Genomic DNA, 24,483 nt, shown 5'->3' with positions numbered 1-24,483 from the left:
TCTCTAACAATTTGAAGCTTTAAAGACATACTGTAATCGCGTTGGGTGCGTTTTACATAATTTATGTTTTCTTCCATAACGATCTTTTTTGTGTATCGCTATTTCAGGACGGGACAATTTATCAATAAAAAAAGCCAGCAATGTGCTGACTTTTGTTTTATATATTAATAAAATAAATTCTTTTTGTTCTTAACCTAAAATTACATCTGTTTTCATAATGTTCTTTTTTTATATGTAAATATATTCAAATATAATACCAAAAAATTAATTAACCAAATTAAGTACACCTAATACTTTTTATTTAACATCTAAACTATTACCCGAAAGAAATTTTTTGGTTGTTATACAATCTTTAGATAAAAAGTCTTTATGGAACACCTTGTTTAAACCTGATAATGAATGTTTGGCAATAATTGTTAAGCGAATGAATGAAGATTCATCAATCCAATCTTTTTCTATTTCATCAACAGTTCTGACTCGCATTGCGTGCAAATTATGGCTGTCGTTTTTATTTTCACAAGGAATATATGCTGAAAAATTATCTTTTAATGTTATATCATTTCCAACTAAATTGGATCCATTAAAATCTCCAACTGGCTTATAAAAAGTAGTTTCAATGTGAATATCAAATATTTCTGAATTTGTTGCATTAATAAACTTAAAAAAATAATTGATTTCACCTTTATATTCTATTTTACTTATATAATTTGAAATTTTTATGATTGGTCTTTTCTTTTTTAAATAAAAAATTAGAAATAAATACGATGCAATTAATCCAGATATAATTCCAATAAGTAGGCTAATAAAATCAGACATATATAGTTTTTTATTTCAAATATATGTAAAATATTACAAAAACAGTTTTATTTTTTAAATGATATTCAAGTTTAGATCTATTTAGTTAACCAAAATTTTTTTAAAAAAAGTATTATTCATTATAGGGTCAAAAAGATATATTTACAGCTTATCACGACAAGTTTTGGAAGTACTTTTAGGAGCAGGTAAATAAAAACTTGAATTTGTTATATGTAAAAAGCCCCGTTTGAGGCTTTTTTTTGTGGGATAGTTTTTTGTGTTAATGGCTCATTGTTACGGGGTCAAAGTCGGAGACATTTTCCCAGCGTAAACCGACTAACTCTTCGTAGAGCGAGTGACTTTGCCGCCCAGCAGGCTATATTTATTAATCATTAGTCCACTTCATAAATGCTTCAAATACATCCATCCAATGATATTCGGGTTTATTTTTTTGCCAAATGATAAATGAATGGTCATAATCTGGATATACTTTAAATGTTAGATTGTTTTTTTTATGTCTGATGAACTCAATTGGAATCAAATAGGTAGATTCAATAGGTACAGATTCGTCTTTTCCACAAGCTGTAACAAAAATTGGGATTTTGATTTGCAGTAAATTATCAATCGCTGCTTCAGAAAATTTTGTCCAACGTCGAAATGTATGTCCTTCCCAAAATTTACTAATAGAGTTTTCATCCGCTTCAATTTCTTTAAGTTGATTTAATAAAGAGTCCATTTTTACTTTTCCTTGATCTTCTGTTAAAGTACCTTTTTGAATCTCTTTTCTAATAAAAAGTGTGAAATCATAATATTGAGTGTTTCCATCACCTGACCAAAACCCAATATGAGTTAAATCTTTATTTATAGTACCTAATTTAGCAGCAACATCGCTTCCTTCAGAATGACCAATTGCAATAATTTTTTTAGGTTTTTTAACTAAATTCCTTATTATATATTTAAGGACTTCATTTGCTTGGTTTGCCCTGTATTCTAAAGATTCATTTTCATAAAACAATTTTGTAGCTTTAAATTCACTATTTATTGTTGAAAAAGGGATTCCTTTTTTTGATATAACAACAAATACGAAGTTTTTGGGTATTTTTTCTAAGTCAAAAGGAATATGACTTTTTATATAAGTCATTTTGCCTTCTTTTTTAATATTCATAAAAGGTTCTGGCCCAGAACCCTGTAGAAAAAGTAAAATGCTATTTGTATTCTCAATTTTATCATTTGAATATAAATGAAAATTGATAGTGTCTTTCTTTTTAATTATTGAATAGTGTTGATATTTATCTGGTTTTGGGTTAAATTGTCCTAGTAAATTAATAGATAAAAAAAGGAATAATAATGTTTGACAATATTTCATTTTTTGTTGGGTCTTTTAAAATTGCTCGTAGCTAAATCTAATATACTCAATGCTAAAAGAGTTAAAACTATTTGTAATTAAATTCGTCTTTTCAAATATAATCAAATTGCCACTCTCTTCTTATTTATTAAGTATTTTCTTTAAAAATTGTTCAAGCTAATCCCAAAAAAAGCCCCAATTACAGGACTTTAAAATATAAAAATTTTAAACTTATTTCTTCTTCAATTTCTCCTTGAAAAAATCAATAGTTCGTTTCCACGATAGAGTTGCGGAGGCTTCATCGTATCGGGGAGTGGTATTATTATGAAAACCATGATTGACTCCGGGATAAAAATAAGCGGTATGTTCTACTTTATTTTTTGAGTATGGCTTCAAAAGCGGGGCAACCCTCATTTACTTTAGTGTCTAAACCGGTATAGTGTGCCATGATTGGTATTTTTATTTTTTCAGCTTCTTCAGCTGTAGGTTGTCCTCCATAATTAGGAACTACTGCGCATAAATCAGTGATTTTGACCGCCATCATATTGGCAATTTCAGTACTCGGTTTTCATGTACGACAATTTAGCGAACTATAATTATTTTTTATTTCAAAGTATTAAGAATTCCCACTTTCTTATGGATACACTTTCTATTTATTGATTTCAATTGTCCTTTTAGTTTTAGCACTTTTTAATGCAGCATCAAGTATTTCCATCACTATCATATTGTTTTCTAAAGAGGAAAGTTCGTAAGGTTTTAGGGTGATTTCGTTTCTTACAACAGCAGCCAAAAAGGAAAAGGGATCATTACGAGGTGCTTCTAATTCTTTAATCTGGTATGATTCTTCTTTGTATCCGTCATAACCATCGGCAATGCGCACCCGCAAGTTATTTTTATTGTCCGCATATATAGCTCCATTTAAACCATAAATTTCCATATCTTTTCTTCCAATTGGCCAGTTCCAGGACCCTTGAATTAATGCATTTGCATTGTCATACGTTAAAATTATTGTTGATTCGTCATCCACATTTGGATTATTTTCAGGCTGTAGTTGCTGTGTTATTGCAGTTACTGAATTTGGCTTTTTGCCTTCCATTATCCAGGTCATTAGATTTGCACCATAACAACCAAAATCTATAATAGCACCTCCTCCGTTTTGAACAGGATCCGTTAACCATTCTAAAAACTCACTATTAACGCCAATTTTTTTAGGACCTTTGTGCCCATCACGAATTATAACTTTGCGTAAATCGCCTACTTTATCTTTTTTTAATAAATCATATGCTTTGTAGTTTGAAGGATACCAAGTGGTTTCGTAATTAGTAAGTAGATGAATGTTATGCTTTTTAGCAAGCATTTCCATTTTTTTAGCATGTTCCAGACTCACGGCCAATGGCTTTTCAACCATTACATGAATCCCCTTTGGAGCACAAGCTTCAACGACTTCTAAATGTTGATATATGGTACCGAAAGCAGTAACTGCCTCTGGATGTGTTTTATCAATCATTTCTTCAATCGTATTAAAAACAATACTCATTGGGAATTTGTGTTCTTTGGAATATCGTTGTGCTAAACCGCGATTAGGTTCTACTATCCCTACAATTTGAATATCTCCAAGATTTTCGCGACCCAGAATTCCATGTACGTGGGTATGCGTGAGACCAATAATTCCAACTTTGAGCGGCTTTTTCTGAGCTGAAACGTTTAGTGATGTTACTATAATTATGAAGAAAGCATAAAGAAATTTTTGTGACATAGGTAGCATTGTTTAATTTGAAATTATTTTTGTTAAAATTACTGCTTGTTCATAAAATACACACGACTCTTTTTTGCAAATAGTTAGAATCTTTCGTCATTAAATTCGTGTTTTCAAATATAACCAAATTTATTATAAGGAGATTTATAATTTATGCCTTTTAAATAGTTTCCAATCAATGCTAAAAAAGCCCCAATTACGTGACTTTTAAATATTAATAGCGATAACTTTTTCAACAAATTGCCTTCTTTCTATTTTATTATGTGCGTAGTCATCGTATAGGTCAAATACTTAATTTAGGAAAATATGCGCTTGTTTTTTCGCATCATTCGTAATTGCCTTGTATTAATGCTAAATTAGTTTTTCTACGCAATATTTTCGACACCATCGGGAAACGGTCTGTAGGCGTAATAATGCAAGACTTCTTCAATGGCTATTTTCAAGGCTTCGTTTATTGGGAGTAAAGTAATGGCTAGCCTGTTGTCAATTTGAGAAAGTTGCATGTAATAATCCGAAAAAATGGGTACGTATAATCCTTTGCCAATGGCTTCTTCAGTATCCTTGAAGTTTTGTTGCTGTTCTTCTTTGATTATTTTGCAAGTCGCCAATCGCAGTTTACCATATTTGTCTCTGCTCGCGGCATACCCAAAAAGCCTGCAAATCAATCCGCGATAGCGATAGTTGCTACAGCTTCCGTTGCTACGGTTCAAAACATCAAGTGGTCGGTATAAATGACAGTTGCTGTCGGATTTATTATTTAATTCAACAAGCATTTCTTCGGCTTTTCCGTTTAAAAATAAATGTAATGCCCAAGGCAAAAACTCCAAGGGAGAAGCAACGATGTCTGGTGTTGAACAGCATTTACCACAGCCAGTGCGACAATGTAAATTAGTTTCTGATTGGAAAGCACTAATTTCATTTTCAAGACGGCCAAATAATTCTTCAACCAGCCGAACCTTATGTTCTATAGACATTGATTTTTGTGTAAGGTAGTCTATTAAAAAGGGGTAACTGTATAATTAAGTTTTTCTTATCGTTTATAATTGATAAGGTTGTTTATTCAATTGCAAAGCTATAAAAGAGGAAGGAAGTGTTTTTTTTCGGATGGAGACAAATCAGTCATCTCTTAAAAATTCAAATACTTCATCATCCTGAATGATAGTTACTTTGCTGCAATGAGACAAGTGTGAAAAAGAATAAGGCTTTCTGATATTGAAGAATCCACTGCCGGCTAACCTAAATTTTCCGCTACATTCTGGAATACCTGTTGATGAATACCGATTTATTAAATATCCTTCATCAATTGGTTTCAACCAAAACCAACCGCCGGCAACTTCGCCACCCAACCATTGACTGTCTTTGGGGATGTTTTCAGGTCTAGTTGGTACCGGTAGTGTGCCTTTTACGTTTTCTTTGGTATATACTGTATTGGAGTGATGGTGTTGTCTTTTTGGATTATCTGCAGCAATTTTCGGTATAATGATTTTATCCGAAAGACAATTGATATTGGTTATGGGCATGGGTTTGAGACGCCATAAATAACGAAGTTTAAAACGGTATTTTTGCGCAGGGGCTCCAGCCAAAATTCCGTTTCTCACAAACCGGCAACAATTGATTCCATTAATTACAAATGGACCAAAAGGAATTGCTTCTTTATTTTGCAGTTCTTTAATTTTGGATATGGAAGACTCAATGTTTACAGGACAATAAGAAGCATATAACGGACCCATGCCAAAAGTCGTTTCGTTGTTTTGTATTTCATTCAAGAGCTCTTTAATATTTGCTATTTTATTATTGAAGAAGTTGGCCTTTGTGTGAATTTCAAGATTTGCATCCGTAGAAACATCCCGAATCCGTCCATGCTGATACGGAGCATGGTATCTTCCGCAATCAAAATAAGAACAATTGCCTGAGGCAACGTCTACTAATATCAATGACGCATGACCTACTTTATATTGAAAGTTTTTGTTATGACCCAACCAGCGCATGGGGGTATCATACCAGGAACCGGGCTGTTTGCCAATAAATTCAGGCCAGGCAATTGCAATTGCCATTCCGTTATGTTTAGCCATTTTAAAACGTTTTGGGGTTATTCCAGTTTTTTATCTTTCGGCATTGTTCCAAAAATAATCTCCCAAAGGGGAAATGTAAGACCAAAAGCTACCGTTTCATTTTTGTAATGGTGTAGCAGATGGTGTTTCCATAGATAACGAAAAAAGTTTTTGGGAGGTTTGGTTGTATGTATGAAATAATGTAAAGACAGATAGTACGAATAGCCCATTAAAAAACCAGGAAAAAATAGAAGAACATACTTGTCTATAATAAGCCAGAAAATAAATATAAATAAGCCAGCGAGTGGTATGGATACAGGAAGAGGTAAGACCAATCGTTGTTTGTCCCGAGGAGTAGTATGATGCATTCCATGAATCTTGAATATCCATTTCTTAGGGTTTTTATATTCTCCCATATGATAAATAAACCGGTGTATTAAATATTCGGCAAGTGTATAAACAAAGGTTCCAGAAAAAAATAACACTATATAGCCCAGTATTGATAGCTTTATTTTGATTATACCAAAGAGGATTATGTTTAGCGATATAAGTGCTAAAGTGGTGATTACAAACAAAGCATTGGTTTTTGTAAGACTTTCCATGATAGGATTCTCAAAAAGTCGTATAGATTCCTTTGATTTTTTCATTTTTGTTCGTTTTTAATGTTTCCAACGCTGTAAAATTGAAAATATTTAATGCTTTGATTTTGTGGACAAGAGTTATGAAATAATTTTCATTCTCCTTGGTTTTTCTCAAAATCTATCATCCAATTCACACCAAATTTATCAGTAAATGTTCCAAAATAGCCCCCCCAAAATGCATCTTCCATTGGCATTCCTACTTTTCCACCCGCTGAAAGTGCATTAAACAGTTTGTCAGCTTCTTCTTTACTTTCTGCATTGATAGCAAGCGAAAAATTATTTCCGTAAACAGTTTTAGCTCCAAATGATTCGAAGCTGTCACTTCCTGATATAGCAGTTTCTTTACTAATGGGTAAGGAAACATGCATTATTTTTTCGGCTTCTCCGGGAGGACAGGTTTTGCCCTCTTGCATGGGCATATCTTTAAATCTTCCAAAATAAGAGAATTCACCTCCAAACACTGATTTGTAAAAATTAAACGCTTCTTCGCAATTCCCATTATAGGTGATATACGTATTTACTGTTGCCATAGTACAGATGTTTAAATGTTAGATTGTTGTTTTTTAATTGATCATATAGTTTTTTAAAAAAGAATAAGCAATCATTAAAAAGTGATTTTTAAAGATAGTGCCGGTTGTGAATTTAGAACTAATGAACCTTGCATGGGGCTGAAAACGGGTTGGTTAATTAAAGAAATAGTTGCAGCTTTTCGAGCATTATTTCCAGACATTATAAAAAAAGGAATGCTTCCCAAACCAGAAACAACACCTCCCAACATAATAAAACCATAGGCATCTGCTGTTGCATTAGAATTACTATACCAGCTATCGCTAAAACCAATTGCGCCTACTACTGTCATAATAGTTCCGCCAGAGAGTAAAATCCAACCTGTGGTTTTTTGGTTTTTACTTTTCTTCAAGTAATATTCTTTAGAAAATTCATTATTTGGTATTGTCTGGCTAAATGCATTTACCGTAAAAAGGAAAAGTATTAGAAAAGTAATTGTCTTTTTCATGATAATACGTTTTTTTGCCTACTCTTTTAATATGCAGTTTTCGGCTTAGCTGTTTTTATATTTAAGTAAATAAAAAAAATATTTAGGATAATTTTAAATCAAAAGAACAATGATAAATGACTGTAATTATTGGAAAGTATAGGTCAAAATTTCACGCTCTTACCAGTCTTTTTTTGTCAAATATCTTTTGTACCAGACAATCGCTAAATCAGCTACTTCCTGTAATTTTCCAGGCTCTTCGAATAAATGGGTCGCTCCCGGAATTATTTTCATTTCTTTTATGGACCCCAATTCATCATAAGCCATTTTATTCATCCCAATAACTGGAACATCTTCACCGCCTACAATTAGTAATGTAGGAGCGGTTACTAATGGTAATTCGGTTATGGCTAAATCAGGGCGACCGCCTCTCGAAACTACTGCTTTTATTTTGTTTCCAAAATGAGCTGCAGCCCGCAATGCTGATGCAGCTCCGGTACTGGCTCCAAAGTAGCCTATGGGTAGGTTTTTTGCTCCTTTATTGGACATAAGCCATAATGTGGTTTCTATCAGTCGGATGGATAATAAATCGATATTAAACCGGTTTTCGTAAATGCGATCTTCTTCTTCAGTTAGTAAGTCAAACAGGAATGTGCCTATTTTTTGTTGCTGAATCAGTTCTGCGACCATTCTGTTTCGGGAACTGAATCTACTGCTGCCGCTTCCGTGTGAAAAAACAATAATCCCAATTGCATTTTCAGGAATTATTAAATCCCCTTTCAACGTGACAGATGACAAAGGGATATCCAAATCTAATTTCTCCATAATTGATTTTTTTTAAAAATAAACAATAGTAGATTTGTAATGCTATTCAATAGGGCTTGCAACATTTAATATTTTAACGACTTCCTCATCTTCGACTTGATCGAATTCTTCGTAAAATCCTCCAACTCCTCTAAAAGATTTTGAAGCAATTAGATAGATAAATTCATCAGTATTGCTCTCAAATATAGCTACGGTACCATATGGCAATACAGGCACGGCTACGATAATTTTTGCAGGTTTTTGTTTTCGCAACATTTTTATACTGGCAAGCAAGGTATTCCCTGTTGCTATACCGTCATCTACTAAAATTATGTTTTTGCCTTTTATATCCATTGGTTCTCTATTACCCATGTAGAGTTGGTATTTCTCCTTTAATAATTTTCGAAGACGAGTAATTTCTTCATCTATATACACATTGGAAACACCAGGATGCTCATTAATAATCATAGAATCCAGGGATACGGCACCTATAGCAAACTCCTTATTATAGGGATGTCCAATTTTTTTTGAAAGTACAATGTCTAAGGGGAGATGCAATTTTTTTGCTATTTCATGACCAATGGGAACACCACCTCTGGGAACGGCAAGAATTATTGAATTGCTATTCTGATACGTTTTTAATTTTTCAGCTAGCAATAATCCCGCTTCAATCCGGTCTTTTAATATCTCGTTATACATAACATTCCGTTTTATATAAAATAAAAAAATTTGACATAAAGGTACTGATTTTCAGTTACTTTGATTTATTTTGATAAAATTATTTTATTCTTTTTCAAAAGATTTTTTTTTAATATTTCATAATTTAAATAGGAAGAAATCAATTTAGACTGCATTTTATAGTTTAAAAAAGATAGGGTGTGAGATTATTTTCAATCAAATTAAAATGGGTCTTTAAAAGACAAAAGGACATCGTTTTTATAAAAGGATTTTTGCTATTTTTACTTCTTACCTAATGGAGAAAAAATGGCATTGTTAAAAAACATAAATGTAAAGGCTAAAGCGGATAGGAATACTGGTTTTGGAACTAATGCGAATAGTTATGGAGGGCGTTTTGTAAATAAAAATGGAACTGCAAATGTAGAGAAGAAAGGCATGCATATTTTGCATCGGATTAGTTGGTATCATACCATGATTAATATGCCACGATGGAAATTTATGCTGATTCTTTTACTGTTTTATGTTGGTATGAATTTTTTATTCGCATTTGTTTATTATCTCATTGGAATTGAACATTTGGATGGGATTGATGCTTCCGGGTCGGATTGGGTACAATTTGGACAGGCTTATTTCTTTAGTGCGCAAACGTTCACTACAGTAGGTTATGGACATATTAGTCCCACCGGTTTTATGACGAGTTTAGTTTCGGCTGCTGAGGCCTTAATTGGTTTGTTAAGTTTTGCTATTGCCACGGGTTTATTCTTCGGGCGATTTAGTAAACCCACAGCTTTTTTAAAGTTTTCCCATAACGCATTGATTGCGCCTTATGGAGAAATCAAGGGTTTAATGATTAGAACTACCCCTTTTAAAAATACTAATTTCACTGATGCTGAAGCCAAAATGACTCTTGGAATGAGCATTGAAGAAAATGGTATAACGACTAATAATTTCTACTCTTTGGAATTAGAATTAGATAGAATAAATGCTTTAACCTTAAGTTGGACTTTGGTTCACCCAATAACTGAAAACAGCCCACTTTATAATTTTACAGAAGCTGATTTTAAAAATACTCATGGAGAAATTCTTGTTTTCATCAAAACCTTTGATGATATGTTTAGTAATACGGTTGCAATCAGAACTTCATATACGTTTAATGAAGTAGTATATGGAGCAAAATTTGAGCCTATGTACGCCCGAAGCACTGATAATTCTAAAACAATCCTGAATTTAGACAAATTGGATGCCTATAACAGCGTCACTTTAGAATAAAATAATTGTTTTCAGATTATTTCAAATTTATAGAGAAAAATATTTTACATTTGTTTAATAAATTAACTTAAACAATGAACAATATAAAAAGCGTTTTCAGTATAAAGGATCTTGAAAATCTTTCTGGAATAAAAGCGCATACCATACGAATCTGGGAGAAAAGATATGACATATTGCAACCCATGCGTACGGATACAAATATTCGACTATACGATTTGGCAAGTTTGCAGAAGCTTTTGAATATTACTTTGTTGCATGATTATGGGTATAAAATATCTAAAATTGCGACTTATCCCCAAGAAAAAATACCGTCTCTTGTAAGAGAAATTATTTCGACAAAAAATGCCAAAAATCATGCTATCAGTGCCTTTAAGATGGCAATGATGAACTTTGATCAAGAGCTTTTTTTTAATACCTATAATTGGTTAATTGCCGAAAAATCGTTTAAAGAAATCTTTCATCAAGTTTTTATTCCTTTGATGAATGAACTTGGATTGCTGTGGCAGTCTGATACAATTACTCCGGCACACGAGCATTTTGTAAGTTATTTAATTAAGCAAAAACTACTGGTAAATACTGAAAAATTGCAGGTTTTGAAACAAACCAAATTTGATAAGGTATTTGTTTTGTCACTTCCTTTGAATGAGATACATGAATTGGGATTGATGTATTTGAATTATGAAATCCTTTTGAATGGATATAAAACGATTTACTTGGGAGAGAGTATGCCTATTGAAAATTTGAAAGATTTAAAAAAACATTTTAATTCGATTGTTTTTGTGTCCTACTTGACCGTTCAGCCTGATAGAGATTCCATAAATGAATATGTGACTAAAATGACCGATGAATTGGTAGACGATAACGCCGAGTTATGGTTTACCGGCAGGTTGGTTGAATTCATTAATAAGGAAGAACTTTCTGATAGAATATCAATTTTCGATTCCATTTCAGAATTAATAGACCGAATTTGATATTTTGTTTTATATTTTTGTATATTTGTTAAACAAATGAAGAAAAAAATTACAATTATAGGTTCGGGATTTTCAGCTTTGGCTGCTTCCTGTTATTTGGCAAAAAGTGGCCATCAAGTCACCGTTTTTGAGAAAAATGCTGCTATTGGCGGAAGAGCCAGACAATTAAAAAAAGATGGATTTACGTTTGATATGGGACCAAGCTGGTATTGGATGCCGGATGTATTTGAACGTTTTTTTTTCGATTTTGACAAAAAAACAACGGATTATTATGAGCTTATAAAATTATCTCCAGCATACCGAGTGTATTATGCTGTAGATGATTTTATCGCAATTGCGGATAATTTACCGGATATTATATTTGCTTTTGAAGCCATTGAAAAAGGAAGCGGTAAAATACTAAATGAATTTATGGCCGAGGCCAAAAGCAATTATGACATTGCCATTAAAAAATTAGTATACCGTCCCGGGGTTTCTCCATTGGAATTGGTAACTAAGGAGACCGCTTTGAAAATGGGACAGTTTTTTACTAACATCAGTAAAGAGATACGCAAGAAATTTAAGAATGAAAGGCTGATTCAAATTCTGGAATTTCCAGTATTGTTTCTTGGAGCAAAACCATCGGATACGCCATCGTTCTATAGTTTTATGAATTATGCCGATTTTGGTCTTGGAACTTGGCATCCTAAAACAGGAATGTTTGATGTGGTTCGTGCAATGGAAAGTTTAGCAATAGAATTAGGAGTCACGTTTGAGACAAATTCAAATATTGAAAAAATAATTGTTGAAAATAAAGTTGCAAAAGCGATAGTTGTAAATGGCGGAACGATTGCGTCCGATTTGATTTTGAGTGGAGCAGATTATCACCACACCGAAACATTGCTGGATAAAGAACATCGCGCGTACTCCGAGAAATATTGGGAAAGTCGTGTTTTTGCGCCTTCATCATTGTTGTTTTACGTTGGGTTTGATAAAAAAATAGAAAACATATCGCATCACGCTTTGTTTTTTGATGTTGATTTTTATCAGCATGCAAAGGATATTTATGATGAACCGCAGTGGCCAAAACAGCCTTTGTTTTATGCAAACTTTCCTTCGTTGACTGATACAACGGCTGCACCCGAAGGAATGGAATCCGGTTTTTTTCTCATTCCGTTAGCACCCGGAATTACAGATACCGAAGAATTACGAGAAGAATATTTCAATAAAATAATGGATCGTTTTGAAACTTTAACCAAACAAAGTGTGAAAAATAACATTATATTTAAGCAATCTTTTTGTAAAAATGATTTTGTTTCAGAATACAATTCGTTTAAAGGAAATGCCTACGGAATGGCGAATACTTTATTGCAGACCGCTTTTTTAAGACCGAAATTAAAAAGTAAAAAAGTAAAGAATCTATATTTCACGGGACAATTAACCGTTCCGGGACCGGGAGTTCCGCCCGCATTAATCTCAGGAAAACTAGTGTCAGAATTAATAAATAAGCAATTTTTAGAGCAATAAGTATGAAGCAATTATTCGATGATGTGTCTTTCAAATGCAGTAAACTAGTTACTAAAAACTATAGTACTTCATTTTCATTGGCGGTATACATGCTTTCGCCAATCATTAGGGATGCGATATACAGCATTTATGGTTTTGTTCGTTTTGCCGATGAAATTGTGGATTCCTTTCATGGTTTCGATAAAGAAAATTTGATTAATGATTTCGAAAAAGAATATTATAAATCGTATGATTCTGGGATAAGTCTGAATCCAATTTTGAACTCTTTTCAGCATACGGTTAAGAAATACAACATTACTGATGACTTGATTCAGGCTTTTTTGAAAAGTATGAAATTGGATTTAGTAAAATCAGATTATAATAGCAAAGCCGAATATGAAGAATATATTTACGGCTCTGCTGATGTGGTTGGATTGATGTGTCTCAAAGTTTTTGTAGCCGGAAAAGACCATAAATACGAGCAGTTGAAAGACGAAGCGATGCGATTGGGTTCTGCTTTCCAAAAAGTTAATTTTTTGAGAGATTTGAAAGACGATAATCTGGTTTTGAACCGAAATTATTTTCCTGGAGTCGATTTGAATTCATTCGATGAAAATGCCAAAAAAATGATTATAAAGGAAATTCAGGAAGATTTTAATGTCGCGTACCAAGGAATTCTGAAACTGCCCATCGAAGCTAAATTTGGAGTTTACACGGCATTTGTATATTATAAAAAACTCTTGAAAAAACTAGAAAACACGCCTTGTCATGAAATTGGGAATGCCAGAATTCGGGTTTCTAATTACACCAAAGCGGGATTACTGGCGCAATCTTTTGTAACTTACAAGTTGAAATTAGTATGAAAAAAGTGCTTACTCTTTTAAATAAATAATAAAATAATGATTTCCTTTTTAATCTTTTTAGGTGTTTTCCTTTTTATGGAATGTGTGACCTGGCTTACACATAAGTACATTATGCACGGTTTGATGTGGTATTTTCATGCCGATCATCACCAGCCGAAATATGCTAATGTTTTCGAGCGAAACGACGTTTTCTTTGTGATTTTTGCCATTCCCAGCATCGTTCTTTTTTACTTTGGAGTAGAAGGAGGGATGAATTATTTGTTTTTCATTGGACTCGGAATCACATTTTACGGATTCTGTTATTTCATGATTCACGATGTCTTTATCCATCAACGCTTTAAGTGGTTCAAAAACACCAACAACAAGTATGTAATAGGCTTGCGAAAAGCACACAAAGTGCATCACAAACATTTGGGTAAAGAGCATGGCGAGTGTTTCGGAATGTTATTTGTGCCTTTCAAATACTATAAAATCTAGTAATTCTATTTGGGCGTGACCCGATGAAAAATCGGGTCGGGCTGTACGTTACCGCTTTTTTATAGCTGGCAAAAAAGCCATCTATAAAAAGAGCTCCACTGCCATCCCTCACGCGACCCGCAGTTCAATTCAATTTCCGTTTAAAAATAACAAGTACCACCGATGAAACTCTATAAAAAAGAAACAGTTCAGCATGTAAATGCAAGTTTAGAAGAATGTTGGGCTTTTTTTTCCAGTCCAAGTAATCTTCAAAAAATTACACCGGAAACAATGGGTTTTGAAATCACTGATTTCGATAATAAATCCATGTACGCGGGTCAAATAATACAATACAAAGTCTCTCCGCTATTGGGATTGAAATTGCCTTGGGTAACCGAAATCACATTCGTAAAGGAGAATAGTTATTTTATTGACGAACAACGTTTTGGTCCTTATGCGCTGTGGCATCACAAGCATTTTTTCGAAGCTACTGAAAACGGAGTAAAAATGACTGATTTAGTTCATTATGCGTTGCCTTTGGGATTCATCGGTCGTATTATGAATACACTTGTCGTAAAAAATAAATTGAAAGCTATCTTTGATCACAGACGTGTTATGGTTGATAAAATGTTTAATGGTAAATAATGGACAAACAAGAAATAGCACTTTTTTGGTTCAGACGCGATTTACGTTTAGAAGATAACGTAGGATTATTTCATGCTTTGAAGTCTAAATTTCCTGTGATTCCGCTGTTTATTTTTGATGATTCTATTTTAGATAGTTTACCAAAAAATGATGCCAGAGTAGGTTTCATTCACGAATCACTTTCTAAAATAAATACTCAATTACAAGAAATAGGAAGTTCACTTTTAGTAAAAAAAGGAAAAACTATTGAAGTTTGGAAATCACTTTTAGAAGAATTTGATGTGAAGGAAGTCTTCTTCAACAAAGATTACGAACCGCACGCCATACAACGTGACACCATTATTTGTGAAGTATTAGAAGCAAACAATACCATTTCCTATTCTTTTAAAGACCAAGTTATTTTCGAAGAAAAAGAAATCACAAAAGCTGATGGATTACCGTATACCGTTTATACACCTTTTAAAAATAAGTGGCTAGAAAAATACAAATCAATGGCTCCGGTTTCAGAATACGATGCCACGGATATGTTTTCTAACTTCCATAAAAAAAGTTTTGCTTTTCCATCTTTGGAACAAATAGGTTTCGAAGAAACTCCAATAAAAGTAAAGCCACACAATTTAAAATTCATTGCAAATTATCAGGATATAAGAGATTTTCCAGCGTTGGACAAAACCTCTTATCTCTCACCACATCTGCGTTTTGGAACCGTAAGTATTAGGAAATTAGTCAATTGGGCATTTCATAAAAATGATGTCTTTTTGAGTGAATTGATTTGGAGAGAATTTTTCATGCAAATATTATTTAGTTTTCCAAAAGTCGTTACACAAAACTTCAAATCAGCGTATGATGGGATTCAGTGGCGTAATAATGAAGATGATTTTAAACGTTGGTGTTCGGGAACAACAGGATATCCTATGGTGGATGCCGGAATGCGTCAACTCAATGAAACAGGATACATGCACAACAGAGTCCGAATGGTGGTAGCGAGTTTTCTCTGCAAGCATTTATTGATTCAATGGCAATGGGGTGAAGCCTATTTTGCTCAAAAATTATTGGATTACGAATTGTCTGCTAATGTTGGAAACTGGCAATGGGCCGCAGGAACCGGTTGTGATGCGGCTCCTTATTTCCGAGTTTTCAATCCGGAGATTCAGCAAAAAAAATTCGATGAAAAAGGAATCTACATTCGAAAATGGATCAAAGAATTCGATTTAGGATATGGAAAACCAATGGTAGTACATGCTATGGCTAGAGACAGAGCGATTGCGACTTACAAAGCCGGAATTTTGAAGTAAAAAGATAAAGATTGAACAGATTCATAATTTGTTCAATCTTTATTTTCCTTTTTCAAGCAGGTATAGAAAAGGATATTTGTTTACTAACGGATCAATTTCTTCAGCATTCCTTCGAAAATAAATCCATGAAACGGTAAAACGGAATACCAGTATAATTTTCCCCAAATTCCTCTCGGTCTAAAAGTCGCCGCTTGATACAAAGTATTTCCGATAATTTTGAATTCGAGCCAAGCTTCACCTGGTAGTTTCATTTCGGCAAATAAGATTAGTTTTCCCTCTTCTTTATTGGCATACAAAACGCGCCAAAAATCCAAAGCATCCCCAGAATGAATATCATGTCGGTTCGTTCTTCCTCTTCGGGAACCCACGCCACCGTATAATTTATCAATAAAACCACGTAAATCCCACAACCAATCACCATAATACCAACCCGTATCACCACCGATGGACCAAATTCTACCGATGGTAAAATCTCGGTCTATGATTTCCATTTTACGGCGGTCGATAAAACAATCCTTTTTTGGAACCTTTAAATATTCCGACATATTCCTGCTAAAACGACCGCTGATTAAGGAATCCTTCCAGCTCGAAGCTACTTTGTCTTCGTCTACTTTTATCAAAGCACGGGAAAGCGCTTGCTTGTAGGACATAGGCGTAACATTCAGTAGCGTATTGATTCTGTTATCGCTACAAACGACTTCGACTTTCATGCTGCTGACCAGCGCTGACGCAAGTCTATACGATGTTGAGGTTACAAAATACAACCAATATGAGGACAATTTTGGGGTCATTATTGGGACAGTAAATATCCATCGCTTTAGTTTTTTGGCTTCCGCAAAACCCAAAAGCATTTCTTTGTACGTTAAAATGTCCGGTCCGCCAATATCAAAACTCTGATTGTAAGTAAGCGGATTCAATAATGATTTGGATAAAAAATCGAGAACATCTGGAATTGCAATGGGTTGGCACTTGGTATTGAGCCACTTTGGAGTAATCATTATGGGAAGTTTGTTCACTAAATCCCGAATGATTTCGAATGATGCACTGCCGGAACCCACAATAATTCCAGCTCTTAAAGTTGTCGTGGCAAAAGTTCCAATATTTAAAATTTCTTCTACTTTTTTTCTCGAGGATAAATGTTTCGAAAGGGATTTGTCATTTACGATTCCACTCAAGTAAATAACTTGTTTTACTTGGGTTTCATTCAAACGTTGTACAAAATTAAGTGCCGATATGCTTTCTAGTTCATCAAAATTAGCAGCGGATCCCGACATGGAATGAATCAAATAATAAGCAGCATCAATTGTGTCTGGGATGGCTGTCAATGTTTCTTGTTTGAGAAAATCGACTTCAATTACCGTAACACTTTTTTGAAATTCGACAGGACAATAAAACCTGTTTTTATCTCTCACACAACAAATTATGTCGTGTCCTTGCTCTACCAATAGAGTCAAAAGGCGTTTCCCAATATAACCTGTTGCGCCAGTTAAGAGAATTTTCATGGTCTTGTATTTAAACAATTATACTGGTTCGAAATAATACTTAAATTTTTTTTGCCACGAATTACACGAATTAACTCTAATTTCAAATCAATCAAAATATCGATGACATTCTGTTTAATCCGTGTAATCCGTGTTCTATTTTATCAATAAAAAACATTTCGAATGAACAAATAAGTAATTAAAATTAACTCAGTTTATTAGAAACTAAGCTGATAAATTCTTTTCTGGTTTTGTCTTTTTCGAAAGCACCGGTAAAAGAAGAAGTTGTGGTAACCGAGTTTTGTTTTTGAATTCCTCGCATTTGCATGCACATGTGTTGCGCTTCAATCACAACCGCAACACCAAGTGGATTCAAAGCCTCCTGAATACAATTTTTAATCTGGTCCGTCAATCGTTCCTGTACTTGCATTCTTCTTGCAAAAGCATCCACGACTCTTGGGATTTTACTTAAACCTACAATTTTACCGTTTGGAATATAAGCCACGTGTGCTTTGCCAAAAAATGGTAACATATGGTGTTCACACATGGAGTATACTTCGATGTCTTTTACCACAATCATTTGTTTATGGTCTTCTGTAAACATAGCTGATTTTAGTATTTCCAAAGGATCCAGTCCGTAACCATGCGTTAAATATTGCATAGCTTTGGCGACACGTTCCGGTGTTTTTTCAAGACCTTCTCTGTTAACGTCTTCTCCTAAATTTTCAATGATTACTCTATAATTATCAGCTAAAAATCCTGTTATTTCCGTGTCGTATTGTTCAATTTTCTCGTAACTTTTCATTTCTTTTATCATGGTATGCTGTATTTCAATTTTAAGTTTGGCTAATTATTTTATTGGATGTTTTTTTTTGTAAACCATTAAGGGATTAAGAAAAGTTAAGTGCTCTTTCTAAATAAACTTAATTCCTTAATGGTTTAAAAACTTATTTTCTAGATGATAAATGACAACGTCTTTAGATTTTAAAAGTCACTATTCCGTAATCCATCTCGAATACTTGACCGGAAATTGATTTCGCATTTTCCGAAATCAGGAAGTCAGCCATGTGAGCGACTTCTTCCGGTTTTAAATAGCCTTTCATCGGGTGGCGTTCCACCATATTTTCTTTCATTCGATCATTTCGCAAAATACCTGCCGAAAGTCCCGTTTCGGTAATCGTGGGAGCTATAGCATTGATGCGTACTATCGAAGCCAATTCTGCTCCCAATGATTTTACTAATCCTTCAACTCCTGCTTTTGCTGTAGCTATACTAGCATGAAACGGCATTCCTAATTTTGCTGCTACCGTGCTAAACAAAACAATCGATGGATTCGTTCCCTTTTTTAAAACAGGTAAATATTTTTGAATGGCTTTTACAGCGCCAATGACATTAATTTCAAAATCTTTCCTGAAATCATCTATGGTAAGACTTCCTATGGGTTTCAAGTTGATAGAACCCGGACAATAAATCAGGGCATCAATAGTTTCTATTTCCGGTAGCGAATCCTGCAATACATCTGCAGAAAAGTGTTTCAGATTAGGATGTGTGATATCTGGAGCGTTTCGGCTGATGTTGTACACCATGTTTGTCTCTAATTGTTGTAGCAAAATGGCACTACCAATTCCTTTACTACCACCAATGATTACTATATTTTTCATTTTTATAGGTTGTTGTTTTAACAGATTACTGTCCAATGTTTTTATCGTTTGGAAATCTTGTTATTGTTAATTTGTCTTTGCATCGTACACTTAAACCTACCTTCTCGAAAATCTCTTAATTTTTCATGTTTTGTTTTGCGTCCTTGAACCCGTTCACGCCACATTCTAAAACTGGAAGGTTTCATTTCGGTGCGCATCAGGTCGATAACTTCTTGTTCTTTTAATCCAAATTGCATTAAAATCGAATCAAAAGTGGTTCGGTCTTCCCAAGCCATTTCTATGATTCGGTCTTTATCTAAATCAGTAAGTTCTTTTTTTGTAATCACGATATTTTTTTAATTGAGATTGCTATTCATTTTTTGAAATTGCTATTGAAAAATTATTCGCTGTCGCCAATATCAGCCATAGTGTGTAACTTTAAGATACGCGAACTTTCCTCTTTTACCAATGGATTTTTTTTCATTTTCCATAATAAATCACTAGCAAATTTTCTCGTTCGTTCCATATTTACAATTGGTTTTGGGTAAGTAATTCCTATTTCGAAATCATTAAACTTCTGGTCTAGATAGGTCATTTTATAGGGTTCATGTACAAATGCACGAGGCAAATTGCGCAATTCCGGAACCCATTTTTTTATAAATTCACCATCAGGATCGTGTTCGTAACTATTTTTTATTGGATTATAAATGCGCAACATATTGATTCCGGTTTCACCAGCCTGCATTTGCAACTGCGGAAAATGAATTCCAGGTTCAAAGTCCAGAAACATTTGTGATAAATGTTGTGTCGCCTCCTGCCAAGGCTGCCATAAATTATGCGTAAAAAACGACACTAACATCGCACGCATTCTAAAGTTCAAATAGCCCGTTTCGTTCAAGCAACGCATAGAAGCGTCAATTAATGGAAATCCTGTTTGTCCAGTTTTCCAAGCTTCAATATAGTTTTCATTAACTTTCTTTTTCAACGAATGGAAGCCTTTGTTGACACTTTCAAACTCCATGATTTCTTCCATTTCAAATTTTTGAATGAAATGTGCCTGCCAAGTCAATCTGGATATAAATGAATCAATTTGCTTTTTATGGCTGCATGTCAATCTGAAAGTGGCTGCTTTTTGCAAAACTTGTCTGGAGGATACATTTCCCCAAGCGATATAAGGGGATAATCTGCTGCAACTTTTTCGAGCCAATAAAGGCTTTGAAATATGCGAACTGTAATTTTGATAGCGCTCTTCAAAGAAGTTTTGCAAATATTTTCCAGCCATTGTACTGCCACCTTTTTGAAAAATTGTATCCGGAAAAGTTTCTAAATTTGTCTTTTCCAATGCTTTTTCAAGTTGGGTTATTGCTTCCGTATCGAGGAAATTTACTGCTTTCGAATCAAAAATAAATTGTGGTTCATTCATGTATTTTTCCCAGTTTGAAACCCAATCTGTTCTGTTTTTCAACGCTCGGAAAATACCGTTATTGGTATTTTCAACCCAATTTATTTGATTGTTTTTGCAAAAACGTTTGAAGGTTTTATCTCTTTCGTAAGTGATTTTTAAACCCGTTTCCTGATGCGAAAAAACGGTATCTATTTTATATATTTCTTGTAGGGTATTGAATACTTGCAGCAGCTCTGAGGACACCGCTAAAACATGTGTATTCGATTGTTCCAGTTGTTTGTTGATATCTACAAGCGATTGCTTGATGAAATTCCAATGTCTTGGACTGTAATGCGAATCGTTTTCTAAAGACTTTTCGAATACATAAAGCAACAAAGTGGGTGTATCTGTTTTTGTAGCATTGAAAATTGCTTCGTTATCCTGTAAACGAAGGTCCCTTTTAAACCAAACCACATTGATATGTTTCTTGTTTGTATTCATTTAATTTTTAAAATAATTGTTGTTGCAACCATAATTTCTGGAATTTTGATTGTCCGTCATAATTCTCGGCCTGTAACTTAATATTGAATTTTCGATCTCTTGGGTCGTTGCCAACTCCTGAAACATACATCCAATTCCCGTAATTGCTGTGCACATCGTAATCAATAAGCATGGCTTCAAAATAAGCGGCTCCTATGCGCCAGTCTAAAAGTAAATTCTTAGCAAAATAAGAGGCTACATTTTGCCTTCCACGATTGCTCATCCAGCCTGTTTGTTGCAATTCAATCATATTAGCATTTACAAAAGGCTCTTGTGTATTCCCGTTGATCCAGTAGTTTATAGCGGACTGATTATTTTTCCAATCGTAATTTTTATCTAAAATCCCTCCAATTTTAAAAATAGAGTTCCCGTTTTTCATCGAAACATATTTAAAATAATCCCTCCAAATTAACTCGAAAAACAACCAATACGTGGAATCATTTTTCTCGACTTCTTGCTCGTATTTAATAATTTCCCAATAAATTGTTTTCGCCGAAATAGAGCCATTAGCCAACCAAGGAGAAAATTTTGAACTAAAATCAGCTCCAATCAATCCGTTGCGAGTCAATTTATAAACGCTTAGTTTTTTGGTTTCCCAATAATAATTTTTCATTCGTTTCAGTGCTTCATTTTCACCGCCACAAAAAGGAAACGCGGTTCTGGAATCCATTTCAAAATCAGCAAATCCCAATGTTTCCATCGTAGGAATTACTGTTTTATCTAGTATCAAATTTTCTGGAGAAAGTGGTTGAACTGTAAATTCAGGTCTAACTTTTATTGATTTTTCACACTCATTCCTGAATTGTGTAAAAACATTTGGAATCGATGGAATGTCAAACGGAATAGTTGCTGGATGAAATAAGAACTGATTGTAAGTGCTTTTGAACGATATTAAATCCGGAACTTTTAATTTTATATTTTCTAAAACTTCCATTTCTTCACTAGTCCATTCTTCTTGGAAGTAAACAGTATTGATTTCATGTTGAGCTATAATTTCCGGAATAGAATCTTCTGGTTTTTGGTGATAAACCAAAAGTGGAATATTTAATTTTTCCAGATTTTCTTTCAATGCCATTACCGATTCAATTTGGAATTGAGCTCGGAACTTCTCTGTTTTCTTAAAACCAAATCTGCTTTGCTCAAAATGCCTTGGATCAAAACAATACACAGCAAGTACGGTATCATTTTCTAATACGGCATTCGTTAAAGATTCATTATCATTAACTCTCAAATCATTTCTAAACCAAACTAACCCTTTTTGTTTCTTTTGCATTTTTCGCTACAATATTTGACTTCATCCCAAACTTTTTTCCATTTTTTCCGCCAACTAAAAGGTCGGTTACAAACCAAACACATTTTTGAAGGCAGGTTCTCTTTTTTCACTAGTTGTATTTCTGATATTGATTAACGACGATAGTGGCTTTTAAATCGAACATCAAATTATATAAGCCAAAAAAGGTTCTGTTCATATAGATGAAATGTTTGGAACCTCTATTTCCGTTCATTTTTCTAAGATTAGTGTCTTTTGAAAATCGTTCGCCCAATTGTGCGATGCTTTCAAAAAAGGCGGCGTCAGAGAAATCAAAATTTTCGGTTTGAAAGGGTTTGGTGAAAAGCGATAACAAATCGTAAAACATTTGAGTAAAATATTCCACTTCTTCTTTGGAATCATCCGCTCTAAGAATTTCCAATTCGAATAATTTTTCATTAAAAAGTTTCTTGTTATCAATCACTTCTTTATTTATTAATTCGAAATAAGGATTATAGAAGGCATTAGGAATTTGTTTCATACAACCAAAATCCAATGCCACTAATTGGTTTTTGTCGTTGACCAAGAAATTACCTGGGTGTGGATCAGCGTGTACTTTTTTCAAAATATGTATTTGATACATGTAGAAATCCCATAAAGCCTGACCAATACTATTGGCAGCTTCCTGATCGGTATTTTTCTTAGTGAACTCAGAAAGATGAATTCCCGTCATCCAGTCCATTGTGATAATTTTCTCCGAAGAATAGGCAGGATAGTAATTTGGGAAAACCAGATTTTTAATTTTTTTGCACGCTTTAACAACCTCTTGGCTTTGTTTTAGTTCCAATAAATAATCAGTTTCCTCGATTAGCTTATCTTCGACTTCCTTGAAATATTTATCAGAATCTTTTCCTTGAAGGTTAAACATTCTGATTGCTATTGGTTTTACCATCGCTAAATCAGAAGAAATGCTATTCGCTACGCCAGGATATTGGATTTTTACAGCCAGCTTTTTACCGTCTTTTACCGCAACATGAACTTGTCCGATACTAGCTGCATTAACGGAATTCGCATTGAACTCATCAAAAATCTCATAAGGCGTTTTGCCAAAATTTGTCTTAAAGGTTTTCAATACCAGTGGAGCTGAAAGAGGTGGGACAGAAAATTGAGAAAGCGAAAATTTTTCTACATAAGCCTGAGGTAAAAAGCTTTTGTCCATACTTAGCATTTGCGCTACTTTTAGTGCGCTTCCTTTCAAACTTTTTAGTCCATCGTAAATGTCTTCTGCGTTATCTTCATTGAGTTTGTCGCGAGTCAAATCAGAATTGACCATTTTTTCGCCGTAATATTTGAGATAATTTACACCAACTTTTGCTCCAGTTTGCACCAGTTTGGTTGCTCTTTCAATTTTTGACGTAGGGATGTAGTCTATGGTTTTCATTATTTATTGTGTATTTTTTCTTTAAAAATAAATTTTCCAAAGTCTATTAGGCTATCTAGAGGAGTGATATTCATCAATTCAAATGTGGCTTTTATTGACTTCTCTATATATAGGTCAGTTTTCTCGAAAGCAGGAGAGGAGTCTTCCAACCAAAATTTCAAGGTTAATAAAAGTTGTATCCATGACGTTTCCTGAACTGCTTTTTCCTGAAAATTTTGAAATTTTTCCTGCTTGATTCGGTATTCATCTGAAATGATTCCTACGACATAGTTTTTGAAACTGCTTCTCAAACTGGATAGCAGTATTAAATTTTTCAACTCATTGTGATGCTGTTTCAAGCTCATGGTCACATAACTTCTGTTAGCAGACAATAATTCAAAGAAAGTAAAGTAAAAACTCAGCATTTTACTTTTCATATCATAGGTTTCATAGTCTTGGTCCTTTTGAAGTAATTCGACCGTTTTTTCTAGAAACATTTTGAAAACTTCTTTCTCCACACTTTCGATAGTTCCGAAAAAATTGTAAAATTCAGCTTCCGTAAAGTTATTCATCTTTGTAAAATCATACACAGATTTCGGTTTGTCATTATTTTCCAATGTATAATCCATATACATAGAAACTATTTTTTCTCTTGTTATTGTTGATTTTTTAGTAGCCATTTTTAATGTATTTCAAATTAGAGTATAAAGATAGTGAATGT

General features: G+C 33.8%; 28 protein-coding genes and 1 pseudogene. 7 read left to right on the top strand and 22 right to left on the bottom strand.

Annotated features, from left to right (window positions below; all coding sequences use genetic code 11):
• Window positions 1-297 precede the first annotated feature (297 nt).
• The 13 genes and pseudogenes from ACM55I_RS13115 to ACM55I_RS13060 form a co-directional block, all read right to left on the bottom strand.
• The gene (locus ACM55I_RS13115) at window positions 298-816 is read right to left on the bottom strand and encodes a hypothetical protein (protein WP_416847284.1); all 519 of its coding nucleotides are present in this window, start codon (window positions 814-816) and stop codon (window positions 298-300) included.
• 364 nt (window positions 817-1,180) lie between these two features.
• Window positions 1,181-2,161: a dienelactone hydrolase family protein gene (locus tag ACM55I_RS13110; protein ID WP_416847282.1), complete on the bottom strand. Its 981-nt coding sequence runs from the start codon at window positions 2,159-2,161 to the stop codon at window positions 1,181-1,183.
• A gap of 210 nt (window positions 2,162-2,371) precedes the next feature.
• Entirely contained in the window at window positions 2,372-2,554 is a 183-nt protein-coding gene (locus tag ACM55I_RS13105; RefSeq protein ID WP_416847280.1) for a dienelactone hydrolase family protein, read from the bottom strand.
• Window positions 2,514-2,684 (bottom strand): dienelactone hydrolase family protein, encoded by a 171-nt coding sequence (locus tag ACM55I_RS13100; RefSeq protein WP_416847279.1) that lies wholly within the window; start codon window positions 2,682-2,684, stop codon window positions 2,514-2,516. Before ACM55I_RS13100 ends, ACM55I_RS13105 begins: the two co-directional genes overlap by 41 nt.
• Before the next feature lie 105 nt (window positions 2,685-2,789).
• Window positions 2,790-3,896, bottom strand: a complete 1,107-nt coding sequence (locus tag ACM55I_RS13095; RefSeq protein WP_416847278.1) for a Gfo/Idh/MocA family protein — start codon at window positions 3,894-3,896, stop codon at window positions 2,790-2,792.
• Window positions 3,897-4,103: 207 nt separating this feature from the next.
• A pseudogene (locus ACM55I_RS16340) lies at window positions 4,104-4,184 on the bottom strand (hypothetical protein); the annotation flags it as partial.
• Between the two features lie 77 nt (window positions 4,185-4,261).
• The gene (locus tag ACM55I_RS13090; RefSeq protein WP_416847276.1) at window positions 4,262-4,870 is read right to left on the bottom strand and encodes a YkgJ family cysteine cluster protein; all 609 of its coding nucleotides are present in this window, start codon (window positions 4,868-4,870) and stop codon (window positions 4,262-4,264) included.
• A 141-nt stretch (window positions 4,871-5,011) separates the two neighbouring features.
• Window positions 5,012-5,968: a DUF6695 family protein gene (locus ACM55I_RS13085; protein WP_416847275.1), complete on the bottom strand. Its 957-nt coding sequence runs from the start codon at window positions 5,966-5,968 to the stop codon at window positions 5,012-5,014.
• 17 nt (window positions 5,969-5,985) lie between these two features.
• The gene (locus ACM55I_RS13080; RefSeq protein WP_416847274.1) at window positions 5,986-6,594 is read right to left on the bottom strand and encodes a sterol desaturase family protein; all 609 of its coding nucleotides are present in this window, start codon (window positions 6,592-6,594) and stop codon (window positions 5,986-5,988) included.
• Between the two features lie 86 nt (window positions 6,595-6,680).
• The gene (locus ACM55I_RS13075; RefSeq protein ID WP_416847273.1) at window positions 6,681-7,118 is read right to left on the bottom strand and encodes a VOC family protein; all 438 of its coding nucleotides are present in this window, start codon (window positions 7,116-7,118) and stop codon (window positions 6,681-6,683) included.
• A gap of 74 nt (window positions 7,119-7,192) precedes the next feature.
• Complete coding sequence (locus tag ACM55I_RS13070) at window positions 7,193-7,603, bottom strand: hypothetical protein (RefSeq protein WP_416847272.1); 411 nt, start codon at window positions 7,601-7,603, stop codon at window positions 7,193-7,195.
• 159 nt (window positions 7,604-7,762) lie between these two features.
• Complete coding sequence (locus ACM55I_RS13065) at window positions 7,763-8,407, bottom strand: dienelactone hydrolase family protein (RefSeq protein ID WP_416847271.1); 645 nt, start codon at window positions 8,405-8,407, stop codon at window positions 7,763-7,765.
• 42 nt (window positions 8,408-8,449) lie between these two features.
• On the bottom strand, window positions 8,450-9,085 hold the full coding sequence (locus ACM55I_RS13060) for a phosphoribosyltransferase (RefSeq protein ID WP_416847269.1): 636 nt from the start codon (window positions 9,083-9,085) through the stop codon (window positions 8,450-8,452).
• 285 nt (window positions 9,086-9,370) lie between these two features.
• Between ACM55I_RS13060 and ACM55I_RS13055 the strand changes: the two genes are divergently transcribed.
• The 7 genes from ACM55I_RS13055 (at window position 9,371) to ACM55I_RS13025 (ending at window position 16,048) form a co-directional block, all read left to right on the top strand.
• Window positions 9,371-10,333, top strand: a complete 963-nt coding sequence (locus ACM55I_RS13055; protein WP_416847268.1) for an ion channel — start codon at window positions 9,371-9,373, stop codon at window positions 10,331-10,333.
• Between the two features lie 74 nt (window positions 10,334-10,407).
• Complete coding sequence (locus ACM55I_RS13050) at window positions 10,408-11,304, top strand: MerR family transcriptional regulator (RefSeq protein ID WP_416847267.1); 897 nt, start codon at window positions 10,408-10,410, stop codon at window positions 11,302-11,304.
• 36 nt (window positions 11,305-11,340) lie between these two features.
• On the top strand, window positions 11,341-12,810 hold the full coding sequence (locus ACM55I_RS13045; RefSeq protein WP_416847265.1) for a phytoene desaturase family protein: 1,470 nt from the start codon (window positions 11,341-11,343) through the stop codon (window positions 12,808-12,810).
• A 2-nt stretch (window positions 12,811-12,812) separates the two neighbouring features.
• Complete coding sequence (locus ACM55I_RS13040; protein WP_416847264.1) at window positions 12,813-13,652, top strand: phytoene/squalene synthase family protein; 840 nt, start codon at window positions 12,813-12,815, stop codon at window positions 13,650-13,652.
• A gap of 36 nt (window positions 13,653-13,688) precedes the next feature.
• Window positions 13,689-14,129: a sterol desaturase family protein gene (locus ACM55I_RS13035; RefSeq protein ID WP_416847263.1), complete on the top strand. Its 441-nt coding sequence runs from the start codon at window positions 13,689-13,691 to the stop codon at window positions 14,127-14,129.
• Window positions 14,130-14,291: 162 nt separating this feature from the next.
• The gene (locus ACM55I_RS13030; RefSeq protein ID WP_416847262.1) at window positions 14,292-14,753 is read left to right on the top strand and encodes an SRPBCC family protein; all 462 of its coding nucleotides are present in this window, start codon (window positions 14,292-14,294) and stop codon (window positions 14,751-14,753) included.
• Window positions 14,753-16,048, top strand: coding sequence for a cryptochrome/photolyase family protein (locus ACM55I_RS13025; RefSeq protein WP_416847261.1), 1,296 nt, complete (start codon window positions 14,753-14,755; stop codon window positions 16,046-16,048). Before ACM55I_RS13030 ends, ACM55I_RS13025 begins: the two co-directional genes overlap by 1 nt.
• A gap of 83 nt (window positions 16,049-16,131) precedes the next feature.
• Here the strand turns inward: ACM55I_RS13025 and ACM55I_RS13020 are convergent, their stop codons facing one another.
• The 9 genes from ACM55I_RS13020 to ACM55I_RS12980 all read right to left on the bottom strand — a co-directional run bounded on the left by ACM55I_RS13020 (window position 16,132) and on the right by ACM55I_RS12980 (window position 24,442).
• Window positions 16,132-17,550: an SDR family oxidoreductase gene (locus tag ACM55I_RS13020; RefSeq protein WP_416847259.1), complete on the bottom strand. Its 1,419-nt coding sequence runs from the start codon at window positions 17,548-17,550 to the stop codon at window positions 16,132-16,134.
• Between the two features lie 184 nt (window positions 17,551-17,734).
• Complete coding sequence (gene folE / locus ACM55I_RS13015) at window positions 17,735-18,346, bottom strand: GTP cyclohydrolase I FolE (RefSeq protein ID WP_416847258.1); 612 nt, start codon at window positions 18,344-18,346, stop codon at window positions 17,735-17,737.
• A gap of 160 nt (window positions 18,347-18,506) precedes the next feature.
• Window positions 18,507-19,190 carry an SDR family NAD(P)-dependent oxidoreductase gene (locus tag ACM55I_RS13010; protein WP_416847257.1) on the bottom strand — a complete coding sequence of 228 codons (684 nt, stop codon included), beginning with the start codon at window positions 19,188-19,190 and terminating at the stop codon, window positions 18,507-18,509.
• A gap of 41 nt (window positions 19,191-19,231) precedes the next feature.
• The gene (locus tag ACM55I_RS13005; RefSeq protein ID WP_416847286.1) at window positions 19,232-19,513 is read right to left on the bottom strand and encodes a TIGR03643 family protein; all 282 of its coding nucleotides are present in this window, start codon (window positions 19,511-19,513) and stop codon (window positions 19,232-19,234) included.
• Between the two features lie 56 nt (window positions 19,514-19,569).
• Window positions 19,570-21,054: a cryptochrome/deoxyribodipyrimidine photo-lyase family protein gene (locus tag ACM55I_RS13000; protein WP_416847256.1), complete on the bottom strand. Its 1,485-nt coding sequence runs from the start codon at window positions 21,052-21,054 to the stop codon at window positions 19,570-19,572.
• 7 nt (window positions 21,055-21,061) lie between these two features.
• Entirely contained in the window at window positions 21,062-22,366 is a 1,305-nt protein-coding gene (locus ACM55I_RS12995) for a DASH family cryptochrome (RefSeq protein ID WP_416847255.1), read from the bottom strand.
• Complete coding sequence (locus tag ACM55I_RS12990) at window positions 22,342-22,476, bottom strand: DUF2256 domain-containing protein (protein ID WP_416847254.1); 135 nt, start codon at window positions 22,474-22,476, stop codon at window positions 22,342-22,344. Before ACM55I_RS12990 ends, ACM55I_RS12995 begins: the two co-directional genes overlap by 25 nt.
• Window positions 22,476-23,783 (bottom strand): ABC1 kinase family protein, encoded by a 1,308-nt coding sequence (locus tag ACM55I_RS12985; RefSeq protein WP_416847253.1) that lies wholly within the window; start codon window positions 23,781-23,783, stop codon window positions 22,476-22,478. Before ACM55I_RS12985 ends, ACM55I_RS12990 begins: the two co-directional genes overlap by 1 nt.
• A complete protein-coding gene (locus ACM55I_RS12980) occupies window positions 23,783-24,442 on the bottom strand; it encodes a TetR family transcriptional regulator C-terminal domain-containing protein (RefSeq protein ID WP_416847251.1) in 660 nt (219 codons plus the stop codon). Before ACM55I_RS12980 ends, ACM55I_RS12985 begins: the two co-directional genes overlap by 1 nt.
• Between the last annotated feature and the right edge of the window lie 41 nt (window positions 24,443-24,483).

This window comes from Flavobacterium algoris (genome assembly GCF_048158525.1).
Lineage (GTDB): Bacteria > Bacteroidota > Bacteroidia > Flavobacteriales > Flavobacteriaceae > Flavobacterium > Flavobacterium algoris.
This window is presented reverse-complemented; position numbering and strand designations above follow the sequence as displayed.

Excerpts from the sequence above, each read along its gene's own strand:
- ACM55I_RS13025 (WP_416847261.1), top strand. The coding sequence starts at position 14,753 with ATGGACAAACAAGAAATAGCACTTTTTTGGTTCAGACGCGATTTACGT.
- ACM55I_RS13000 (WP_416847256.1), bottom strand. The coding sequence starts at position 21,054 with ATGAATACAAACAAGAAACATATCAATGTGGTTTGGTTTAAAAGGGAC.
- ACM55I_RS13030 (WP_416847262.1), top strand. The coding sequence starts at position 14,292 with ATGAAACTCTATAAAAAAGAAACAGTTCAGCATGTAAATGCAAGTTTA.
- ACM55I_RS12980 (WP_416847251.1), bottom strand. The coding sequence starts at position 24,442 with ATGGCTACTAAAAAATCAACAATAACAAGAGAAAAAATAGTTTCTATG.
- ACM55I_RS13105 (WP_416847280.1), bottom strand. The coding sequence starts at position 2,554 with ATGAGGGTTGCCCCGCTTTTGAAGCCATACTCAAAAAATAAAGTAGAA.
- ACM55I_RS13050 (WP_416847267.1), top strand. The coding sequence starts at position 10,408 with ATGAACAATATAAAAAGCGTTTTCAGTATAAAGGATCTTGAAAATCTT.
- ACM55I_RS12995 (WP_416847255.1), bottom strand. The coding sequence starts at position 22,366 with ATGCAAAAGAAACAAAAAGGGTTAGTTTGGTTTAGAAATGATTTGAGA.
- ACM55I_RS13080 (WP_416847274.1), bottom strand. The coding sequence starts at position 6,594 with ATGAAAAAATCAAAGGAATCTATACGACTTTTTGAGAATCCTATCATG.
- ACM55I_RS13010 (WP_416847257.1), bottom strand. The coding sequence starts at position 19,190 with ATGAAAAATATAGTAATCATTGGTGGTAGTAAAGGAATTGGTAGTGCC.
- ACM55I_RS13020 (WP_416847259.1), bottom strand. The coding sequence starts at position 17,550 with ATGAAAATTCTCTTAACTGGCGCAACAGGTTATATTGGGAAACGCCTT.
- ACM55I_RS13085 (WP_416847275.1), bottom strand. The coding sequence starts at position 5,968 with ATGGCTAAACATAACGGAATGGCAATTGCAATTGCCTGGCCTGAATTT.
- ACM55I_RS13115 (WP_416847284.1), bottom strand. The coding sequence starts at position 816 with ATGTCTGATTTTATTAGCCTACTTATTGGAATTATATCTGGATTAATT.
- ACM55I_RS13045 (WP_416847265.1), top strand. The coding sequence starts at position 11,341 with ATGAAGAAAAAAATTACAATTATAGGTTCGGGATTTTCAGCTTTGGCT.
- ACM55I_RS13090 (WP_416847276.1), bottom strand. The coding sequence starts at position 4,870 with ATGTCTATAGAACATAAGGTTCGGCTGGTTGAAGAATTATTTGGCCGT.
- ACM55I_RS13065 (WP_416847271.1), bottom strand. The coding sequence starts at position 8,407 with ATGGAGAAATTAGATTTGGATATCCCTTTGTCATCTGTCACGTTGAAA.
- ACM55I_RS13095 (WP_416847278.1), bottom strand. The coding sequence starts at position 3,896 with ATGTCACAAAAATTTCTTTATGCTTTCTTCATAATTATAGTAACATCA.
- ACM55I_RS13100 (WP_416847279.1), bottom strand. The coding sequence starts at position 2,684 with ATGATGGCGGTCAAAATCACTGATTTATGCGCAGTAGTTCCTAATTAT.
- folE (WP_416847258.1), bottom strand. The coding sequence starts at position 18,346 with ATGATAAAAGAAATGAAAAGTTACGAGAAAATTGAACAATACGACACG.
- ACM55I_RS13070 (WP_416847272.1), bottom strand. The coding sequence starts at position 7,603 with ATGAAAAAGACAATTACTTTTCTAATACTTTTCCTTTTTACGGTAAAT.
- ACM55I_RS12985 (WP_416847253.1), bottom strand. The coding sequence starts at position 23,783 with ATGAAAACCATAGACTACATCCCTACGTCAAAAATTGAAAGAGCAACC.
- ACM55I_RS13110 (WP_416847282.1), bottom strand. The coding sequence starts at position 2,161 with ATGAAATATTGTCAAACATTATTATTCCTTTTTTTATCTATTAATTTA.
- ACM55I_RS13055 (WP_416847268.1), top strand. The coding sequence starts at position 9,371 with ATGGCATTGTTAAAAAACATAAATGTAAAGGCTAAAGCGGATAGGAAT.
- ACM55I_RS13060 (WP_416847269.1), bottom strand. The coding sequence starts at position 9,085 with ATGTATAACGAGATATTAAAAGACCGGATTGAAGCGGGATTATTGCTA.
- ACM55I_RS13075 (WP_416847273.1), bottom strand. The coding sequence starts at position 7,118 with ATGGCAACAGTAAATACGTATATCACCTATAATGGGAATTGCGAAGAA.
- ACM55I_RS13040 (WP_416847264.1), top strand. The coding sequence starts at position 12,813 with ATGAAGCAATTATTCGATGATGTGTCTTTCAAATGCAGTAAACTAGTT.
- ACM55I_RS13035 (WP_416847263.1), top strand. The coding sequence starts at position 13,689 with ATGATTTCCTTTTTAATCTTTTTAGGTGTTTTCCTTTTTATGGAATGT.